Source organism: Vibrio sp. 1580 (assembly GCF_033340055.1).
This window is the reverse complement of the sequence record NZ_JAWOVT010000002.1, coordinates 103,954-121,524: the sequence shown is the minus strand read 5'-3', so window position 1 is coordinate 121,524 and position 17,571 is coordinate 103,954. Positions and strand designations below refer to the sequence as shown.

14 protein-coding genes are annotated in these 17,571 nt (G+C 43.7%); 6 read left to right on the top strand and 8 right to left on the bottom strand.

What is annotated here, in order from left to right; genetic code table 11:
- Positions 1 to 252: 252 nt before the first annotated feature.
- The 4 genes from ihfB to sohB form a co-directional block, all read right to left on the bottom strand.
- Positions 253 to 534, bottom strand: coding sequence for an integration host factor subunit beta (gene ihfB, locus R7093_RS03605; protein ID WP_005385816.1), 282 nt, complete (start codon positions 532 to 534; stop codon positions 253 to 255).
- 213 nt (positions 535 to 747) lie between these two features.
- Positions 748 to 2,418: a 30S ribosomal protein S1 gene (gene rpsA / locus R7093_RS03600; RefSeq protein WP_005385817.1), complete on the bottom strand. Its 1,671-nt coding sequence runs from the start codon at positions 2,416 to 2,418 to the stop codon at positions 748 to 750.
- Between the two features lie 110 nt (positions 2,419 to 2,528).
- A complete protein-coding gene (cmk, locus tag R7093_RS03595) occupies positions 2,529 to 3,209 on the bottom strand; it encodes a (d)CMP kinase (protein WP_021033981.1) in 681 nt (226 codons plus the stop codon).
- Positions 3,210 to 3,417: 208 nt separating this feature from the next.
- A complete protein-coding gene (sohB, locus tag R7093_RS03590; protein WP_005385819.1) occupies positions 3,418 to 4,479 on the bottom strand; it encodes a protease SohB in 1,062 nt (353 codons plus the stop codon).
- Between the two features lie 254 nt (positions 4,480 to 4,733).
- On the opposite strand from sohB, the gene R7093_RS03585 reads away from it, so the two are divergent.
- The 4 genes from R7093_RS03585 to R7093_RS03570 all read left to right on the top strand — a co-directional run bounded on the left by R7093_RS03585 (position 4,734) and on the right by R7093_RS03570 (position 10,812).
- A complete protein-coding gene (locus R7093_RS03585; RefSeq protein WP_005372980.1) occupies positions 4,734 to 5,480 on the top strand; it encodes a YciK family oxidoreductase in 747 nt (248 codons plus the stop codon).
- A gap of 129 nt (positions 5,481 to 5,609) precedes the next feature.
- Entirely contained in the window at positions 5,610 to 6,302 is a 693-nt protein-coding gene (gene imuA / locus R7093_RS03580) for a translesion DNA synthesis-associated protein ImuA (RefSeq protein ID WP_054577653.1), read from the top strand.
- Positions 6,303 to 6,306: 4 nt separating this feature from the next.
- Positions 6,307 to 7,710, top strand: a complete 1,404-nt coding sequence (locus tag R7093_RS03575) for a Y-family DNA polymerase (protein WP_206970736.1) — start codon at positions 6,307 to 6,309, stop codon at positions 7,708 to 7,710.
- A gap of 27 nt (positions 7,711 to 7,737) precedes the next feature.
- Complete coding sequence (locus R7093_RS03570; RefSeq protein ID WP_206970737.1) at positions 7,738 to 10,812, top strand: error-prone DNA polymerase; 3,075 nt, start codon at positions 7,738 to 7,740, stop codon at positions 10,810 to 10,812.
- A gap of 72 nt (positions 10,813 to 10,884) precedes the next feature.
- Here the strand turns inward: R7093_RS03570 and R7093_RS03565 are convergent, their stop codons facing one another.
- Positions 10,885 to 11,838: a chemotaxis protein CheV gene (locus R7093_RS03565; protein ID WP_005372976.1), complete on the bottom strand. Its 954-nt coding sequence runs from the start codon at positions 11,836 to 11,838 to the stop codon at positions 10,885 to 10,887.
- A 363-nt stretch (positions 11,839 to 12,201) separates the two neighbouring features.
- Positions 12,202 to 13,419: an ROK family protein gene (locus tag R7093_RS03560; protein WP_005385828.1), complete on the bottom strand. Its 1,218-nt coding sequence runs from the start codon at positions 13,417 to 13,419 to the stop codon at positions 12,202 to 12,204.
- A 410-nt stretch (positions 13,420 to 13,829) separates the two neighbouring features.
- Here R7093_RS03560 and pyk point away from each other — a divergent pair, with 410 nt between their 5' ends.
- Positions 13,830 to 15,272 carry a pyruvate kinase gene (pyk, locus tag R7093_RS03555; protein ID WP_005372972.1) on the top strand — a complete coding sequence of 481 codons (1,443 nt, stop codon included), beginning with the start codon at positions 13,830 to 13,832 and terminating at the stop codon, positions 15,270 to 15,272.
- Positions 15,273 to 15,380: 108 nt separating this feature from the next.
- Here pyk and R7093_RS03550 read toward each other — a convergent pair whose 3' ends face one another.
- Together R7093_RS03550 and R7093_RS03545 are read right to left on the bottom strand one after the other, a co-directional pair.
- Positions 15,381 to 16,532, bottom strand: a complete 1,152-nt coding sequence (locus R7093_RS03550) for a patatin family protein (RefSeq protein ID WP_005372971.1) — start codon at positions 16,530 to 16,532, stop codon at positions 15,381 to 15,383.
- 44 nt (positions 16,533 to 16,576) lie between these two features.
- The gene (locus R7093_RS03545; RefSeq protein ID WP_005372970.1) at positions 16,577 to 16,669 is read right to left on the bottom strand and encodes a YnhF family membrane protein; all 93 of its coding nucleotides are present in this window, start codon (positions 16,667 to 16,669) and stop codon (positions 16,577 to 16,579) included.
- Between the two features lie 127 nt (positions 16,670 to 16,796).
- Here R7093_RS03545 and R7093_RS03540 point away from each other — a divergent pair, with 127 nt between their 5' ends.
- Positions 16,797 to 17,387, top strand: a complete 591-nt coding sequence (locus R7093_RS03540) for an outer membrane protein (RefSeq protein ID WP_047103413.1) — start codon at positions 16,797 to 16,799, stop codon at positions 17,385 to 17,387.
- Positions 17,388 to 17,571 lie beyond the last annotated feature (184 nt).

Sequence of the window (17,571 nt, the reverse complement as noted above, 5' to 3'; positions counted from 1 at the left end):
GGAGTAAGTCGGTAAGATTATGCAGGAAAATGCTTCTTCAGACTACGTATATTAGCAATAATCTATACCCAAGTAACCTCAAGATGCTTAGTTTGTAGACATGCTTAGAAGTTAAAGTTATTTGGGTATAGAAAACAGCTGAATCCACAATTAGATTAGTAAACGATCTTGGATGTATGACTAACTTGGATACATTACAAAAAAGCGGCATACACAAACGTATGCCGCTTTTTTCAAACTAATAAGAGTGCATTAACCAATATTTACACGCTCACGAAGTTCTTTACCAGGTTTGAAATGTGGAACGTATTTACCTTCCAATTCCACTTTATCGCCCGTTTTAGGGTTACGACCTACGCGAGGCTCGCGGTAATGAAGAGAAAAACTACCAAAGCCACGGATCTCGATACGGTCACCGCTCTCTAGTGTAGAGGCCATGTGCTCTAAAATATCTTTTACAGCATCCTCTACCTCTTTCGCTGATAAGTGTGTTTGCTCAGCGCAGAGTCTTTCAATCAGTTCAGACTTAGTCATAGTTGCCCTCTTTGAGTATCTTTATCACTTATTATAGTAAGTAATACTAATTCCAACAAACACTTGCTGACAATTCTAGACAAATTTTATGCAAAATGCGCAATGAAGAAATGCCTTTTATTAAGATAGTTTACTGTCATTAGTATTACTACTTAAATATGACCAAATATAAAAAAGGAGCCTTGCGGCTCCTTTTTTGCTTAAGCGAGTATATTATTCGCCTTTAGCAGCTTTGAAAGCGTCAGCCATTGCGTTACCGAATGCATTGTCATCTTGCTTGTTGATAGATGCCATTGCTTCTTGCTCGTCAGCTTCGTCTTTAGCTTTGATAGATAGGTTGATTACGCGGTTCTTACGGTCTACACCTGTGAACTTCGCTTCAACAACATCACCAGCGCTTAGGATTAGAGAAGCATCTTCTACGCGATCGCGTGATACTTCAGAAGCACGGATGTAACCTTCAACGCCTTCTGCGATTTCAACAGTAGCGCCTTTAGCGTCAACAGCAGTTACAGTAGCGTTAACTAGAACACCTTTCTTGTTGTCAGCAACGTAAGCATTGAATGGGTCATTTTCCATTTGCTTGATGCCTAGAGAGATGCGCTCACGCTCAGCGTCTACTGCTAGAACAACTGCAGAGATCTCGTCGCCTTTCTTGTACTCACGTACAGCTTCTTCGCCAGCAACATTCCAAGAAATGTCAGATAGGTGAACTAGACCGTCGATGCCGCCTTCTAGACCGATGAAGATACCGAAGTCAGTGATAGACTTGATCTTACCAGTAACTTTGTCGCCTTTAGCTTGTGCTTCAGCGAATGACTGCCATGGGTTAGCTTTACACTGTTTCAGACCTAGAGAGATACGACGACGTTCTTCGTCGATTTCAAGAACCATAACCTCAACTTCGTCGCCAACATTAACAACTTTAGAAGGGTGGATGTTCTTGTTAGTCCAATCCATTTCTGAAACGTGAACTAGACCTTCAACGCCTTCTTCGATTTCAACGAAGCAGCCGTAGTCAGTTAGGTTAGTTACGCGACCAGTTAGTTTGTGACCTTCTGGGTAACGCTTAGCGATTGCTACCCATGGATCTTCGCCTAGTTGCTTAAGACCTAGTGATACGCGAGTACGCTCACGGTCGAACTTAAGAACTTTAACTTGGATCTCGTCACCAACGTTAACGATTTCAGATGGGTGCTTAACGCGCTTCCAAGCCATATCAGTGATATGTAGAAGACCGTCAACGCCACCTAGGTCAACGAACGCACCGTAGTCAGTAAGGTTCTTAACGATACCTTTAACTTCAGAACCTTCTTGTAGAGTTTCTAGAAGCTCGTCACGCTCAACGCTGTTCTCTGATTCGATAACTGCACGACGTGAAACAACTACGTTGTTACGTTTTTGGTCAAGTTTGATAACTTTGAACTCTAGCTCTTTGTTTTCTAGGTGAGCAGTGTCGCGGATTGGACGTACGTCTACTAGAGAGCCAGGAAGGAAAGCACGGATACCGTTTAGTTCAACAGTGAAACCGCCTTTAACTTTACCGTTGATGATACCAACAACAGTTTCAGCTTCTTCGTAAGCTTTCTCAAGTACGATCCAAGCTTCGTGACGCTTAGCTTTCTCACGAGAAAGTTGAGTTTCACCGAAACCATCTTCAACAGCGTCTAGAGCTACGTCTACTTCAGCGCCAACTTCAACTTCAAGTTCGCCAGCAGCGTTCTTGAACTGTTCAGCAGGGATAGCAGATTCAGACTTAAGACCAGCGTCAACAAGAACGAAACCGTTCTCGATAGCTACTACAGTACCTTTAACGATGCTGCCTTGTTGGAATTCTGTTTCGTTTAGAAACTCTTCAAAGAGTTGAGCAAAAGATTCAGTCATTTAATTAATCTTCAATAAATTAAACTTCCACGGGTATCCTACCGCATGGGGTTATTAAATTCGCCAGTCATCATCCTTGCGACCAACGCTCTTAGCCTAGTCGAGTATTATTACTCAGCTAGCTTCGATTCGATATATTGTAGTGCCTTTTCTACTACTTCGTCGATAGTCATCGACGTAGAATCTAGCACAAGCGCATCCTCAGCAGGGCGTAATGGCGCCACTGGGCGGTTACGATCTCGGTCGTCACGCTCTTGGATCTCGCTTAAAAGGTCAGCAAATCTAACATCTAACCCTTTCTCTTGCAACTGTTTAAGGCGTCGATTTGCACGCTCTTCAGCACTCGCATCAAGGAAGATTTTTGCTTGCGCACTCGGGAATACAATTGTGCCCATATCACGACCATCAGCAACCAGACCCGGAGCGGTCTCAAATGCACGCTGACGACGTAGTAATGCTTCACGAACACGTGGCAAAGCCGCAACTTTAGATGCTGCCATACCCGTTTCTTCTTTACGAAGCTCCCCTGACACATCTTCGCCTTCTAGAATGACCTTAACTAAGTCACCTTCCGCGATAAATTGAACGTCTAGGTGTGTTGCTAGTGGGACAAGAGCATCTTCTGACTCGGTGTCGACACCGTGGTGAATCGCAGCGAGTGCAAGTACACGATAAATTGCGCCAGAATCTAAGAGTTGGAAACCCAACTTTTTCGCCAGCAACATACATAAAGTGCCTTTACCTGCACCACTAGGTCCATCTACGGTTACAACCGGAGTTTGAGAGGACATGTTCTTCTCCACCAATAGTTTCTTTTCAGCAATTTGCTCGGTTTTCGAGGCGCACATTATACGGGTAATCAGTCTTTGGAGCGAGGAAAAATGTCGTGTAAAGCATTACACCTAATGCGTAATTGGATTCATCAATAAACATAAAGTTCAACAAAAACGGCGAGAGCTTCCGCCCTCGCCGTTTTAAATGTCATGAACTTAAGCTCGATTAAACAATCGGCTTTTGACCACGCTCAGCTAACTTTAAAATCACACTATCAGCGACTTTACCCGCCACACCTGCTAGCTTGTCGGCCAGTTTTTTCTTTTGTACATAATGCACAGAAAGTACAGTTTTATCTTTGCATGCCGCAACAACGATATCATCAGATGTACTAATGTCATCCACCAAACCAAGCTCTTTCGCTTGTGTGCCGAACCAGTGCTCACCAGTGGCTACTTTGTCTAGGTCCAAACTAGGACGACGCTCACGGATGAAGTCTTTAAACAAGACATGTGTTTCTTCAAGTTCTTGCTTAAACTTATCGCGCGCTTTATCGGTATTCTCACCGAACATCGTTAGCGTGCGTTTATATTCACCCGCTGTTAGTTGTTCGTACTCAATGTCATGTTTCTTCAACAGTTTGTTGAAGTTAGGAATCTGTGCGATAACGCCAATAGAACCCACAATTGCAAATGGTGCAGAAACAATTTTATCTGCTACACATGCCATCATGTAACCGCCACTTGCCGCAACTTTGTCAACAGAGATGGTCAGAGGAAGACCCGCAGCTTTGATTCGGTCCAGTTGAGAAGAGGCAAGGCCGTAACCATGAACCATACCACCGCCAGACTCTAAGCGAAGTAACACTTCATCACCTTCACGTGCGACAGCCAAAATAGCGGTGATTTCTTCACGTAGAGACGCGACTTCTTTTGCGTCTATGCTACCGTTGAAATCAAGAACAAATAGGTGTGGTTCACGCTTGCTATCTAATGAACCGTCTTTGCTCGCTTGTTTGATTTCTTTCTCGCGAGATTTGTTCTTCTCTTTTTCTTCTTTCTTGACGGCTTTATCTCGAGCCTTGATGAAAGCATCGTCATGCAAATGATGCTCTAACTGCTCAACAGATTGTTTGTGTTGCTCTGAAAGGTTGGTAATCTCTAACTCCCCTTTCGCCGCACCCGATTTGCCACCAGCCGATTTTGCAATAATGAGCAGAACAATTATCGCAGCAACCACCGTGATAATTTTGGCCAGAAACAGACCATAATCTAATAAAAATTCCAACGAGAGCTCCTTTATCTCATTTCAGATGACGTTAGTATGTTACGCAGAAACATCAGCGAGAAGGCAGCGCGGTTTGTAACCACTTGTTCTGATTGATAGCATACCTAACGAAAGTTCTGGAATTGGTATAACACATGAATTGGTGTATTGTAACCATCTTGTCACGATTACCAAGATTTTCCATTGAGAAACAGGCGTTTTTTAGCGTCAATTAACTATCATGGACCCTCTTACAATAATAAGGATTTATCGCCGTGAACTACTCCGTTTCAGCTGATGCTCTAAAAGGTAAAGTCATTCTTGTTACTGGCGCTGGTAATGGCATCGGCCGTCAAGCCGCGCTTTCTTATGCCGAGCACGGTGCAACTGTTATTCTCTTGGGTAGAAATGTGCAAAACCTTGAATCTATCTATGATGAGATTGAAGCTGCTGGCTATCCACAAGCTGCTATCATTCCATTGGATCTCAAGGGTGCAACTCAGCAGAATTACATTGATATGGCAGAGACAATCGAAGGACAGTTTGGTCGCTTGGATGGTCTATTACACAACGCAGGTGTCTTGAGTTCGCTGTGTCCATTTGATCAAATCAAAGAGGAAGACTTCGACGATATCATGCAGATCAACGTGAAAGCCGAAGTGCTAATGACTCAAGCATTACTGCCTGTGATGCGTAAATCAGAAGCTGGGCGTATTATCTTTACCTCTTCAACCGTCGGCCACTCTGGCCGCGCATTCTGGGGGCCATACGCTATCTCTAAATTTGCCGTAGAAGGCATGATGCAAGTTTTAGCTGACGAGCTGAGTGATACACCGATCCGCGTTAACGCAATTAACCCTGGTGCCACTCGTACTCGCATGCGTGAAAAAGCATATCCGGGTGAAGATGCGAATACTCTCAAAACGCCACTGGATATCATGCCGCTATATTTGCACTTAATGGATCCTGCGGTTACCGATGTGAACGGTCAGTGCATCGACGCTCAACCGAAGCGTAAATAACTCATTCAGGTTACCTCACATAATCGATTGAAAAGGCAGCAAACGCTGCCTTTTTTCATTTCTCTCTTCATAAAAATCTTGCGACTTTCTCCCACAGAAATATACTGTGCATATATACAGGTATTTATTATGCAAGATATTATTCAGAACTTAAAAAGCCAACACCTTGTTTGGCAAGCAAATTTAACGAAAGCAGATCCTCAGCAGTTGCAGACTAGTTCCGGTTTTTCTGAATTAGATGATTTGCTCGGCGGAGGCTTTCCACCTCATGGCGTAGTGGAGATGGAATCTATTGGTAGTATTGGTGAATTGCGTTTGCTCGCTCCCTATTTAAAAGCCACTCAGACCAATGGTATAACCGCATTTATTCAACCACCTGCGCTAGTGAATTCTCTGTTTTTACACTACATCGGGTTGGATATAAACCAAGTGTGGGTTGTTAATCCAGCTCATCCCAAAGATGCTCTTTGGGCTGCAGAGCAATGTCTGAAAAGTGGGGTATGCAGTAATGTTTTGTTATGGCAAGAAGAGCTTGAAATACATCAAGTGAAACGCTTACAGGTAGCAAGTGAACAAGGGAGTTGCCCGCTCTTTATGCTTAAAACAGATACTATCAACCGCTTGTCTTTGCCTGTGTCACTCAGTTTAAAACTGAAAGGCGACGAGCAAGGGATTAATGTTGAAGTGCTGAAAAGGAAAGGAGGCTGGAATAGAGGTAGCGTTAGTATCGGCTTCCAACACCATTACCCGCAACTGGTGAAACCATCATCTGAAACTGTGCACTCGACTGTGGTCAATTTCCCACTGGCGAACCAAGGTTAGTGATATGGCTCTGTGGATTTACTTGCACTTCCCTCGCCTACAGCTAGACGCACTCTTTGGTGATAACCAAGAACAACCCGTGGTGATTGTCGAAAGCCAACGTTGCCAGATTATTCAATACAACGAGATTGCCGAACAACAAGGCATTAAGCCAGGTATGGGCCTAGGCAGTGCTGCGTCCTTGTGTCGAGATTTACAAGTGCATCCTTATCATCCACAAACCGAATTAAATAAATTACAAGAGGTAGCTCAGTGGTTGTATTTGATCACATCTGACGTTGTGTTGATGCCAAACCAAGGTATTTTACTGCGTGCTACTCCAATGCTCGCTCTGTATGAAGGGCTTGAAAACTATTGGAATAAAGTCAGAGCTCACTTATCGGAGCTGAAACTGAGTTTTCAATTCGGATGTGGTTTTTCTCCTTTTGCTGCCAAATTGATGGCAATATCAGGAGCGAACGTCATCAGTGAAGACAAATCTGCCATACAAAAAGCTTTATCACCACTACCGTTAAAACTGACAGATTTATCAAACGCTACCGTAGAGAAGTTACAACGTGTAGGTGTCACCACATTGCAAAACCTGCTTGAACTGCCATTGCAAGACATCGCACGACGCTTTGATATCGATTTGGTGAACTACGTTGGTCGACTGACTGGGCAGTTTAAACACCCTGTCGACTTTTATCACCCTACCGAATCCTTCCAAGTTTATTTAGAGCTGTTGTTTGAGATCGAAAACGTTCAGTGGATTGAAAAGCCGTTGGCCAAATTACTTCGTCAACTCGAAATCTTTCTTAAATTAAGAGATAAGGTCGCTTTTGAACTGTGTTTAACACTCCACCAGCGTGAGAAACAAGAGCAACACCTTCAACTCACTTCTGCGCAAGGTGATTACCTATGTCAGCGTTGGCAACAGTTAGCGAGTTTGAGCTTAGAGTCACTCTCGCTTAATGGCCCAGTCACAGGGCTAACGTTAAAAGTCATCCGTCAAGGTGAGCCTCTTAGTGCATCACGCGATCTCTTTGCTGGGCAGAAAGGAAACATGAATGCTTTAGAGTTGCTTTCTTTACTGCAAGCTAAATTGGGGAAAAGTGCCGTTTTAAAACCCAATATTGCTTGCGATCCTAGACCAGAAAAGGCCAGTCAGTATCGCCCTGCTGATGCTACGGATGAAAAGGGGCACGCCATACCATCCATACTACGCCCAGCAATGCAATTACCGACTCCCATTGTATTGCAAGAGCAAGTTTCTTTGGTCCACGGACCTGAGCGAATAGTTTCTGGGTGGTGGGATGGTGATGAGATCATGCGTGATTACTACATTGCACACACCAAGCAAGGCCGCTGGTTATGGATATTTCGTGATCAGCACAAGCACTGGTTTCTTCATGGCTATTTTTGTTAAATCGACAGTTATTTTTGTTGGGTCATTATGAGTTACGCGGAACTATTTTGTCAGTCTAACTTCTCTTTTTTGACTGGAGCTTCTCATGCAGAAGAGCTGGTACTCCAAGCTGCTTTCTATCGCTATCAAGCTCTAGCTATAACGGATGAATGTTCAGTCGCGGGCGTTGTCAAAGCCCATGCGACCATCGAACAACATAAACTCGATATCAAACAAATCGTTGGAAGTATGTTTTGGTTAAATGATGAATGCCAAATCGTACTGCTTTGCCCTTGTCGCAAGGCTTATGCCGAGTTGTGTCGTATCATCACAAACGCAAGAAGACGCAGTGAAAAAGGCAACTATCAACTGTTCGAATGGGATTTGATGTCGGTTCGACATTGTTTGGTATTGTGGCTGCCCACACATCAAGAGAGTGATCACTATTGGGGGCGCTGGCTCAATCAACACCACGCTAATCGTTTGTGGGTAGCGATTCAGCGCCATTTGAGTAACAACGATACTGAGTACATTGCGCACTGCGAGCAGTTAGCACATGAATTTCAATTACCTATAACTGCCTGCGGAGGCGTTCTCATGCATGACGTTGAACGCTTGCCATTACAGCATGTACTTACTGCTATAAAACATGGGTGTAGCGTCGATAAACTCGGTTTTGACCGTATTTCGAATACTGAGCGAGCGCTTCGTCCTTTTAAAAAGTTGATTCGGATTTACAAACCAGAATGGCTGGAAGAAAGTACTTACATCGCCGATTTATGCGAGTTTAAGCTCTCCGATTTAAAATACGAATATCCTACCGAGCTGATCCCAGATGGTTATACACCCGACTCTTACTTACGTATGTTGGTCGAACGTGGTAAAAAGCTGCGTTTTCCTGAAGGCGTGCCCGCAGAAGTCAATCAAACCATCGAGAATGAACTGGCGCTTATTCAAGAGCTTAAATACCACTACTACTTCCTTACTATTCACGACATCGTAATGTTTGCGAAACAGCAAGGTATTCTTTACCAAGGGCGAGGTTCCGCTGCAAACTCTGTAGTGTGTTATTGCCTGGAAATTACCGCCGTCGATCCTCGACAAATCGCTGTCTTATTCGAACGATTTATCAGTAAAGAACGTAAGGAACCGCCGGATATTGATGTGGACTTTGAACACGAGCGCCGTGAAGAAGTTATCCAGTATATTTACAAAAAATATGGTCGTGAGCGTGCAGCACTTGCTGCAACAGTGATCAGCTATCGCTTTAAAAGTGCCGTGCGTGAAGTCGGTAAAGCACTAGGGATTGAAGAGACCCAATTAGATTTTTTCATTAAGAACGTTAATCGCCGAGATCGCAGCCAAGGCTGGCAAGCTCAAATTATTGAACTTGGCTTACAACCAGAATCTCTCAAAGGGCAGCAGTTTATCCAATTGGTCAACGAGATCATTGGCTTCCCACGCCATTTATCTCAGCACGTAGGTGGCTTTGTAATTTCATCTGGCCCTTTATATGAGTTGGTACCTGTTGAAAATGCCTCGATGGAAGATCGCACTATCATTCAATGGGATAAAGACGATTTAGAAAGCTTGAAGCTACTAAAAGTCGATGTACTCGCACTCGGCATGTTAAACGCCATCAAAAAGTGCTTTCAACTGGTCGAGAAACATCACCAGCGATCCCTCTCGATTTCCGAGATCACTCGCCGACAAGATGATCCACACGTGTATCGCATGATCCAAAAAGCCGACACGATAGGCGTATTCCAAATAGAATCTCGTGCACAAATGAGCATGCTTCCTCACCTAAAGCCTGCTTGTTATTACGACTTAGTGATTCAAATTGCAATTGTTCGTCCAGGCCCTATTCAGGGTGATATGGTGCATCCTTTTTTAAAACGACGAGATCACAAAGAGCCTGTCAGTTATCCATCGGAAGAAGTAAAAAGCGTTCTTGAGCGGACTATGGGCGTCCCTATTTTCCAAGAGCAAGTCATCAAGCTAGCCATGGTAGCCGCAGGGTTTAGCGGCGGCGAGGCCGATCAACTCCGTCGAGCGATGGCATCATGGAAAAAGAATGGCGATCTCGCTAAATTCAGACCAAAACTGATCAATGGTATGCAAGAGAGAGGTTATGACTTAGCGTTTGCTGAGCGCATTTTCGATCAGATTTGCGGCTTTGGTGAGTACGGCTTCCCTGAAAGTCATTCAGCGTCTTTCGCAGTGCTGGCATATTGTTCTGCATGGTTAAAATATTATTACCCAGCCGAATTTTACACTGCATTATTGAACAGCCAACCAATGGGATTTTATAGCCCATCGCAATTAGTACAAGATGCTCGCCGACATGGCGTCGAAGTATTGCCGGTGTGCGTCAATCATTCAAAATATCAACATCATCTCGTCTCACGTCCGAATGGCAGGCTCGGCGTGCAACTTGGTTTTCGCTTGGTGAAAGGCTTTAACGCAGAAAGCGCACAAAGGCTTATTGAGCGCAAACCACTTAATGGTTACCGATCGATTCAAGAAGTAAAGCAGATATTAAGAAGCCGAAGTGACATTGAATTATTGGCTTCAGCCAATGCATTTCAGGCCTTATCGGGAAATCGTTATAACGCTCGCTGGGCAGCAATGGATTCCTTATCTGACCTACCATTGTTTCACAAGGTCGAAGAACCCAATGTTAGCTACCAGACTCAACCCTCTGAATATGAAAATTTAATTGAGGATTACGCAAGCACGGGACTATCTCTTAGCCGCCATCCAATTAAATTATTAGAAGAAACGGGCAAACTCCCTCACTTTACCCGCATGAGGCAACTGACAGAGAAACCGCATAAGTCACTGGTCACAGTGGTAGGTGTGGTAACAGGAAGACAATCTCCAGGCACCGCCGCTGGCGTGACATTTTTTACGTTAGAAGATGACACGGGCAACATTAATGTGGTCGTTTGGCAAGCGACAGCACGAGCCCAAAAGCAAGCGTATTTAGGCGCTAAAGTATTAATGGTGAAAGGCATTCTTGAAAAAGAGGGAGAAGTCACACACGTTATTGCTGGCAAGTTGATGGATTGCACGCACTACTTGAACAATCTACAAAGTAAATCTCGGGATTTCCATTAGTACAGAGGAATTAAGGAGAGAAATGTTAAAAATCAGAGAGAGGTGCGCTCCCTCTGATTTCACTAGATCTAATCATGCACTTTTAGAAAGCATCTGGCGTAATCGGTCTTGAGCAACTTCAACCAGCAGATCCGGTTGGAATTTAGATATAAAGCGATCACAGCCTACTTTTTGTACCATGGCTTCATTAAAACTACCGCTCAGAGAAGTGTTCAATGTGATAAACAACTTAGACATACGTGGATCTTGGCGCACTTCATGGGTCAGTTTATAACCGTCCATTTCAGGCATTTCAGCATCCGTAATCATCATCAACAGCTCTTTTTCTACATCTTTACCTTCATCACACCAACGTTTTAAAACCGTTAACGCTTCTAGCCCGTCACGGCACTCGATGATATTCATACCCAATTGAGAAAGCGTATCGCGAACTTGATTACGAGCTGTAGAGGAATCATCCACAATCAGAACATTACGCCCGACCATTGCTTGGGCCAATTCTTGATCGAGAATGTCCTCCGAGATAGTCACGTCGTAATGTACGATCTCTGCTAAAACTTTTTCAACGTCAATAATTTCGACAATTTGAGAGGCATCCCCCTCTTTGATTTGCGTGATAGCCGTGAGGTAATTCGAGCGACCAGACGTGGAAGGAGGCGGCTGAATTTCAGTCCATGCCGTATTAATAATGTTTTTAACCGGACCGACTAAGAAGCCCTGCACCGTGCGGTTGTACTCTGTCACGATCAAATTTTCTTCTTCCGCTTCACCACGTAAAGCAGGAAAACCAATTGCGCCTCGTAAATCAATCACTGGTACCGCTTCACCTCGTAGAGAAGCAACCCCACGAATATTGTAGTGCGATCCAGGGAGCTTGGTTAACGGTGGAAGCTTGATGACCTCTTTCACTTTGAACACATTAATCGCAAATAATTGGCGACTATTTAAAGTGAACAGCAGAAGCTCTAGTCGATTTTCACCAACCAAGTTTGTACGCTGGTCAACCGTATTTAACACTCCGGACATACTACTACCTAAATTATGGATAATTCTTATTTTACTCGAAATCAGTACAGACACAGCAAGGTTATATAACCAAATAACCTTAAAATATTTGGCTTTTCGAGCACAGCTTTAAAGTACAACAGTTTTAGCGTATTACTTCTCTTTGCATCAGACGCAAAGTCACGCAGCACATTGAAAGCCATTTTGTTTATTTACTTGAGCTTTTTAGGAAATTACATGAATGGCGCAGATATAGCAATGCAACATAACTCAAATTCCCTTTCTAGTAATAGGCGATCAAAAAGGGTGAGCCGTTAAGTCTCACCCTAAATCACCTACAAATGCAGTCTCAACAGCCCGGCACATCATCATGTTAAAAAGTACTTAACCTTCCACAACCTTCATCAATAGTTGACCATCGTACAACGCTTGCTTAATCAACGCGGCACCAGGCATTGTGGCTTGCTTATAGAAACGAGACTCCACCAGCTCAAGATCTTGGTGATAAACAGGTAAACTCTGCTCTTCGATACAGCGACGAACCGCAGGATAAAGCACATCTTTTGCTTGGTTAATCACACCACCGATCAAGATTTTCTCAGGGTTAAATAAGTTGATCACAATAGCAATTGCAGAGCCTAAGTAGCGTCCAAGTTTTTCAATCACATCGACGGCCAAAGGATCACCGTTTGCAGCGGCTTCACAAATGCTCTCAATACTCATTTCCTCTTGTTTAGCAAGAATAGAGTCTTCGCCATCAGCGATTCGTCTTACGACTTCTTCACGAATTGCTTGAGAACTGGCAACGGTTTCCAAACAGCCAATATTGCCGCAATGACAACGTTTTCCATTTGGGTCAATTTGAATATGCCCGAGTTCACCAATGTTACCGTGACGGCCTTGCAAAACGCGCCCATCCAGAATGATGCCCGCACCTAAACCGTGGTGGATAGAGATAAGAACGGAGTTGTCATTATCTTGAGAATGACCAAAAAGCTTTTCTGCTAATGCCCAAGCTCGCGTGTCATTGGCAATGAAAACTGGCAAGCCCGTTGCTTTGTATATCTCTGGTCCAAGAGCAAGATTTTCGACATTGTAATGAGGCATCTGCAAAACGACACCTTGCTCTGAGTTCACGAGACCAGGCAGCGTAAGGGCAATACTGGTAACACGATCAAGTTGATCCGCGTAAGTCTGAAAGAATTCATCAATTTCGTAAAGCAGGCGCTCAAGCACATCGTCTTGATCAAGCTCGTGTATCTCGATTTTAGTATCGATTAGTACATCACCGCCTAACTCATGCAAAGCAATGGTTAAATAACCCCGCCCCAAACGCATTGACAAAAATTGCCAGCCTTCATTATTGACCTGCAAACCGACAGCAGGTCGACCACGACTCGTCGCTTCTTGTACTGTCGTTTCATGAATCAAGTGCGCTTCAATTAATTCTCGAGTGATTTTGGTGATACTAGCAGGAGCAAGCTCACTCTGCTTGGACAAATCAATTCGAGAAATAGGACCTTTTAGGTCAATTAGTTTATATACACGACCAGCATTGACCTGTTTGATATGATCAATATGGCCCGGTTGAGCCATGTACATCTTGCACTCCGAAATTCTATAACGGGACAATTTTTTTACTTTGCGAACTAATTGTGAAGTGAATTAATAAATCCCCGTGACAAGCATCACGTATAAACCTGTTTGTTTGTGTATTCAATCAAATAACGAAGAATCTACTCCTGTTAAATTGTTTGAAAAATAACTTATTTTTATTCACTAAATTATGAAGTAGTGCCTTTAAAGCAGCGCATTTTTATCAATAAGGCCATTGCCTGTCGAATATCTGTCTGTTTTACCGGGGTTACTCTTAATGTAAACATTCTGTGCATATACTTATATTCAAGTAGCTTTAAGGTGTGGGCTCAGCAACGAGGCTAACCTTGAGAGCGATTGCGTAAAGTAAGGATAGAGTTCAAGTTACCTTTACACACACATTCATCGGAGAATCTATGACTTCCAAATTAAGACGAACAAAAATTGTCACTACGCTAGGTCCTTCAACGGATAAGGACAATATACTTGAGGAGATCATCAAAGCCGGTGCAAACGTTGTCCGTATGAATTTTTCACATGGAACCAGTGAAGACCACATTCAACGTGCGAACAAAGTCCGTACCATTGCAGCAAGACTTGGGCGTCAGGTTGCAATTCTTGGTGACTTACAAGGCCCTAAAATCCGTGTATCAACGTTTAAAGACGGCCAAGTCATTTTGAATGTGGGCGATAAATTCACATTAGATAGTGATTTACCAAAAGGTGAAGGCAATCAAGAATCTGTAGGGTTAGATTATAAAGAACTACCGCAAGATGTTTCACCAAATGACATTTTATTACTCGATGATGGACGCGTTCAGCTGCAAGTTACCAAAGTAGAGGGTAATAAAGTTCATACCCGTGTGATTGTCGGTGGTCCACTGTCCAACAATAAAGGGATCAACAAAAAAGGCGGCGGATTGTCAGCCGATGCGCTCACAGAGAAAGATAAAGCCGACATTCTTACCGCCGCAGCAATTCAAGTAGACTACCTTGCTATTTCATTCCCGCGTAACGGCGAAGACATGCATTACGCTCGACGCTTAGCCAGAGATGCAGGCCTTGAAGCCATGTTAGTGGCTAAAGTCGAACGAGCAGAAACCGTCGCGACCAATGAGTCTATTGACGACATTATTCTCGCATCCGATGTGGTGATGGTTGCACGTGGTGACCTTGGTGTAGAAATCGGTGACCCTGAGCTCATAGGTGTCCAGAAAAAACTGATTCGCCGCGCACGCAGTTTAAACCGTATCGTGATTACTGCGACACAAATGATGGAGTCCATGATTACTAGCCCAATGCCAACGCGTGCTGAAGTGATGGATGTGGCCAATGCGGTTCTAGACGGCACTGACGCGGTGATGCTTTCTGGAGAGACCGCTGCAGGTAAATATCCTGTAGAAACGGTCAAATCCATGGCCGAAGTATGTGTGGGGGCAGAAAAAATGTCGGAGGCAAGTCTATCAACCTATCGCTTAGATAGAACCTTCGAAACCGCTGAAGAAACCATCGCAATGGCAACCATGTACTCTGCTAATCACATGGAAGGAATTAAAGCGATGATCTCGTTAACTGAGTCCGGCAGGACTGCGTTGATGATGTCTCGCTTAAGCTCTGGCTTGCCAATATTTGCCTTATCACGGAATGAATCGACACTCAATCGAGCAGCATTATACCGAGGCGTGACACCTGTATATTTCGAGTCAAAAAGTGATGCGGGTTTACCAACGGCTCAAGCAGCGATTACTAGCCTTAAAGAGCAAGGGTTCTTGCACAAAGGTGATTTAGTCATTATTACTCAAGGCGATGTAATGGATGTTGTTGGCTCAACCAACTGCATGCGCATTCTACAAGCGTAGTCGTTATACCTAACTGGAATTAACCACAAGAACCCGCAAATAAGGCTCCGAAAATGGAGCCTTATTTATATGCTTTGTATATTGCGCACATCGTGAACGTAAGAAGGTTTATGCACTCTCTCTACCATCAATTTCAACATCCAGCTGGTCATAGAGTTGAACTAGGTTAAACCCAGCTTGAAGCCCAAGTTGATAGTCATGCTCTAGTGACTCTTGGTCACTTAACAAAGAAGAAGAACGAAGTCCCTCTTTAGGCGCAACTTGTAAAATAAAAGTGTCGTCAGGTGGAGCAGATATAAAGGCCTGCGTGAGCTCAAATGTTTGATAATGAATCATCAGCATGTCGGCTAAACCTGAGTCAAAATTCTCACCAATCAGGTGGCTTAAACGATACAAGTTATCGGCACCGAACAACCAACGGCCTCCATTTAACAGCATTTTCCCTGCAAGCTTCGATTGATGTGCTGCATTAATTTTTTGTTGGAAGAACGACGCCCAATCCAGCTTCCACTGATTCACTTTTTGCTGCCATGATTGCTGTACTGAGTTGATAGACTCCCGATACCATTCGACAGGCACATCCCCCACCTCACTTTGGGCTCTCGCTTCAATCTCTGAAAACGGCTCTGTGCGAATGACAATAATGTTGCGAGCATTCTGACGCCACGCTTCTTGAACAGGGATAGAGGCAGACACGCCGCCATCAACAAACTTATTGCCATTTACGTCGACAGGTCCGTGGTACAACTTGGGAATCGCACATGTCGCTAGCATAGTGTTAAACCACGAGTCATCCAAGATTGGTAGATATTGATCTGATAGCGTCTCTATATTCGTTACCGCAGCAAACGCTCCTCGTTTTCCCAATGCACTACGACCTAAATCAAGGTCAAGCTTGTATGGGAAATCTTGAATCCGTTCTAATGCCCACTCTAAACCTAAGTACTGCTGCTTTCGGATATAGCGAAACAGATTAAAAAATTCAGGAGACGTTGTCAGCTCGGTAATAAAAGCTTTGCCCATGCCATGTTGACGACACAAGTAAGAACATAAGTTAAGTGCTCCGGCAGAGGTGCCATAGAATTCATCGAAAGGATCGAAGTTGGAAAGTAAAAAGGCGTCTAAAACGCCAGCGGTAAAAATCCCTCTCTGCCCTCCACCTTGCGTGACTAAAGCAGTTTTACCATGCCTAAAGTGCTCATAAACTTTTACATCAAGCTCTGCATGGCTTTCTGTGATTATACCGCTGTTACGTATCATAGGCTCACGCCATTTTGTTAAAACGTTTGGTAAAAGTGGTTATCTTAAGCTGTTGTAATAGCAATGATGCCAAATGACAAAAGCACTGCAAAAACAGTCACCACAATGATTAATGCGGATTTTAGATCGTGTTCCATAAACACCTCCTTAATATGTAACAAATTAATAACACCGGTGTGAAATATGTTCAAGATTTGCTTAATTTAGTCGCGCAATTTTGACTAACCCATCACAATTAGCTTAGTCATAATAAGGAGATAGGGCATGAACCAAAAACTCAGCTGGCTAGTAGGAATCATGATGATGAGTACTGCTATCAATGCACAAGCGAATATCATCGTTACACCATACATAGGCTATACAGGAGGCGGCCAAGTAGAGGATGAAAGTGGTAATACATACGATCTCGACCCCGCAGTGAACTACGCTCTTTCAGTCGAGACTCCCTTAGAAAAAGGAAGGATCGGATTGTTTTACTCCAATCAATCGACGGAACTTGAAAAGCTGTCCAACTCAGCAGATATCCATTATCTGCACTTCCAAAGCAGCATGTACTATCCTGTCGCAGAAAATTGGCAAACCTATATCGGTGTAGGTTTGGGCGCTTCTTATGCCGATGTGGATTGGGTAGACAAAAAATACGGATTTTCGGCTAGCGCTTTTGCAGGGCTGGAATATGAATTTTCAAAGAACTTTGCATTAACAGCCCAACTGAGATGGTTAGGAACGGTCGTTGATAACGATACATCTGGCGCCTGCAATCTACCTAATGACGGCTCAAACTGTATCATTAAGTTCGATACTGATTGGATGAACCAATTCCAATCAAATGTCGGTTTTAGTTTCCGCTTCTAATTTTTATGCATGTTCCTTTGTAGGACTCGTCACAAAGAACGCTGAACGAGTCCTGCACAGAGCCGATAAAGGATATCGTCTAAACACCATTGTTTGGCAAAGTAACGAAGCATCATCTAGATAGGTGCACAAAAGATAGCCGTACGCCCTAATTAATCAAAATAGTCTTAAACACCAAAGCAAT

What these genes read in the sequence shown, in the direction of transcription:
- ihfB (WP_005385816.1), bottom strand. Translation starts at nt 534, where the DNA reads ATGACTAAGTCTGAACTGATTGAAAGACTCTGCGCTGAGCAAACACAC.
- rpsA (WP_005385817.1), bottom strand. Translation starts at nt 2,418, where the DNA reads ATGACTGAATCTTTTGCTCAACTCTTTGAAGAGTTTCTAAACGAAACA.
- cmk (WP_021033981.1), bottom strand. Translation starts at nt 3,209, where the DNA reads ATGTCCTCTCAAACTCCGGTTGTAACCGTAGATGGACCTAGTGGTGCA.
- imuA (WP_054577653.1), top strand. Translation starts at nt 5,610, where the DNA reads ATGCAAGATATTATTCAGAACTTAAAAAGCCAACACCTTGTTTGGCAA.
- R7093_RS03575 (WP_206970736.1), top strand. Translation starts at nt 6,307, where the DNA reads ATGGCTCTGTGGATTTACTTGCACTTCCCTCGCCTACAGCTAGACGCA.
- R7093_RS03570 (WP_206970737.1), top strand. Translation starts at nt 7,738, where the DNA reads ATGAGTTACGCGGAACTATTTTGTCAGTCTAACTTCTCTTTTTTGACT.
- R7093_RS03565 (WP_005372976.1), bottom strand. Translation starts at nt 11,838, where the DNA reads ATGTCCGGAGTGTTAAATACGGTTGACCAGCGTACAAACTTGGTTGGT.
- R7093_RS03560 (WP_005385828.1), bottom strand. Translation starts at nt 13,419, where the DNA reads ATGTACATGGCTCAACCGGGCCATATTGATCATATCAAACAGGTCAAT.
- pyk (WP_005372972.1), top strand. Translation starts at nt 13,830, where the DNA reads ATGACTTCCAAATTAAGACGAACAAAAATTGTCACTACGCTAGGTCCT.
- R7093_RS03550 (WP_005372971.1), bottom strand. Translation starts at nt 16,532, where the DNA reads ATGATACGTAACAGCGGTATAATCACAGAAAGCCATGCAGAGCTTGAT.
- R7093_RS03545 (WP_005372970.1), bottom strand. Translation starts at nt 16,669, where the DNA reads ATGGAACACGATCTAAAATCCGCATTAATCATTGTGGTGACTGTTTTT.
- R7093_RS03540 (WP_047103413.1), top strand. Translation starts at nt 16,797, where the DNA reads ATGAACCAAAAACTCAGCTGGCTAGTAGGAATCATGATGATGAGTACT.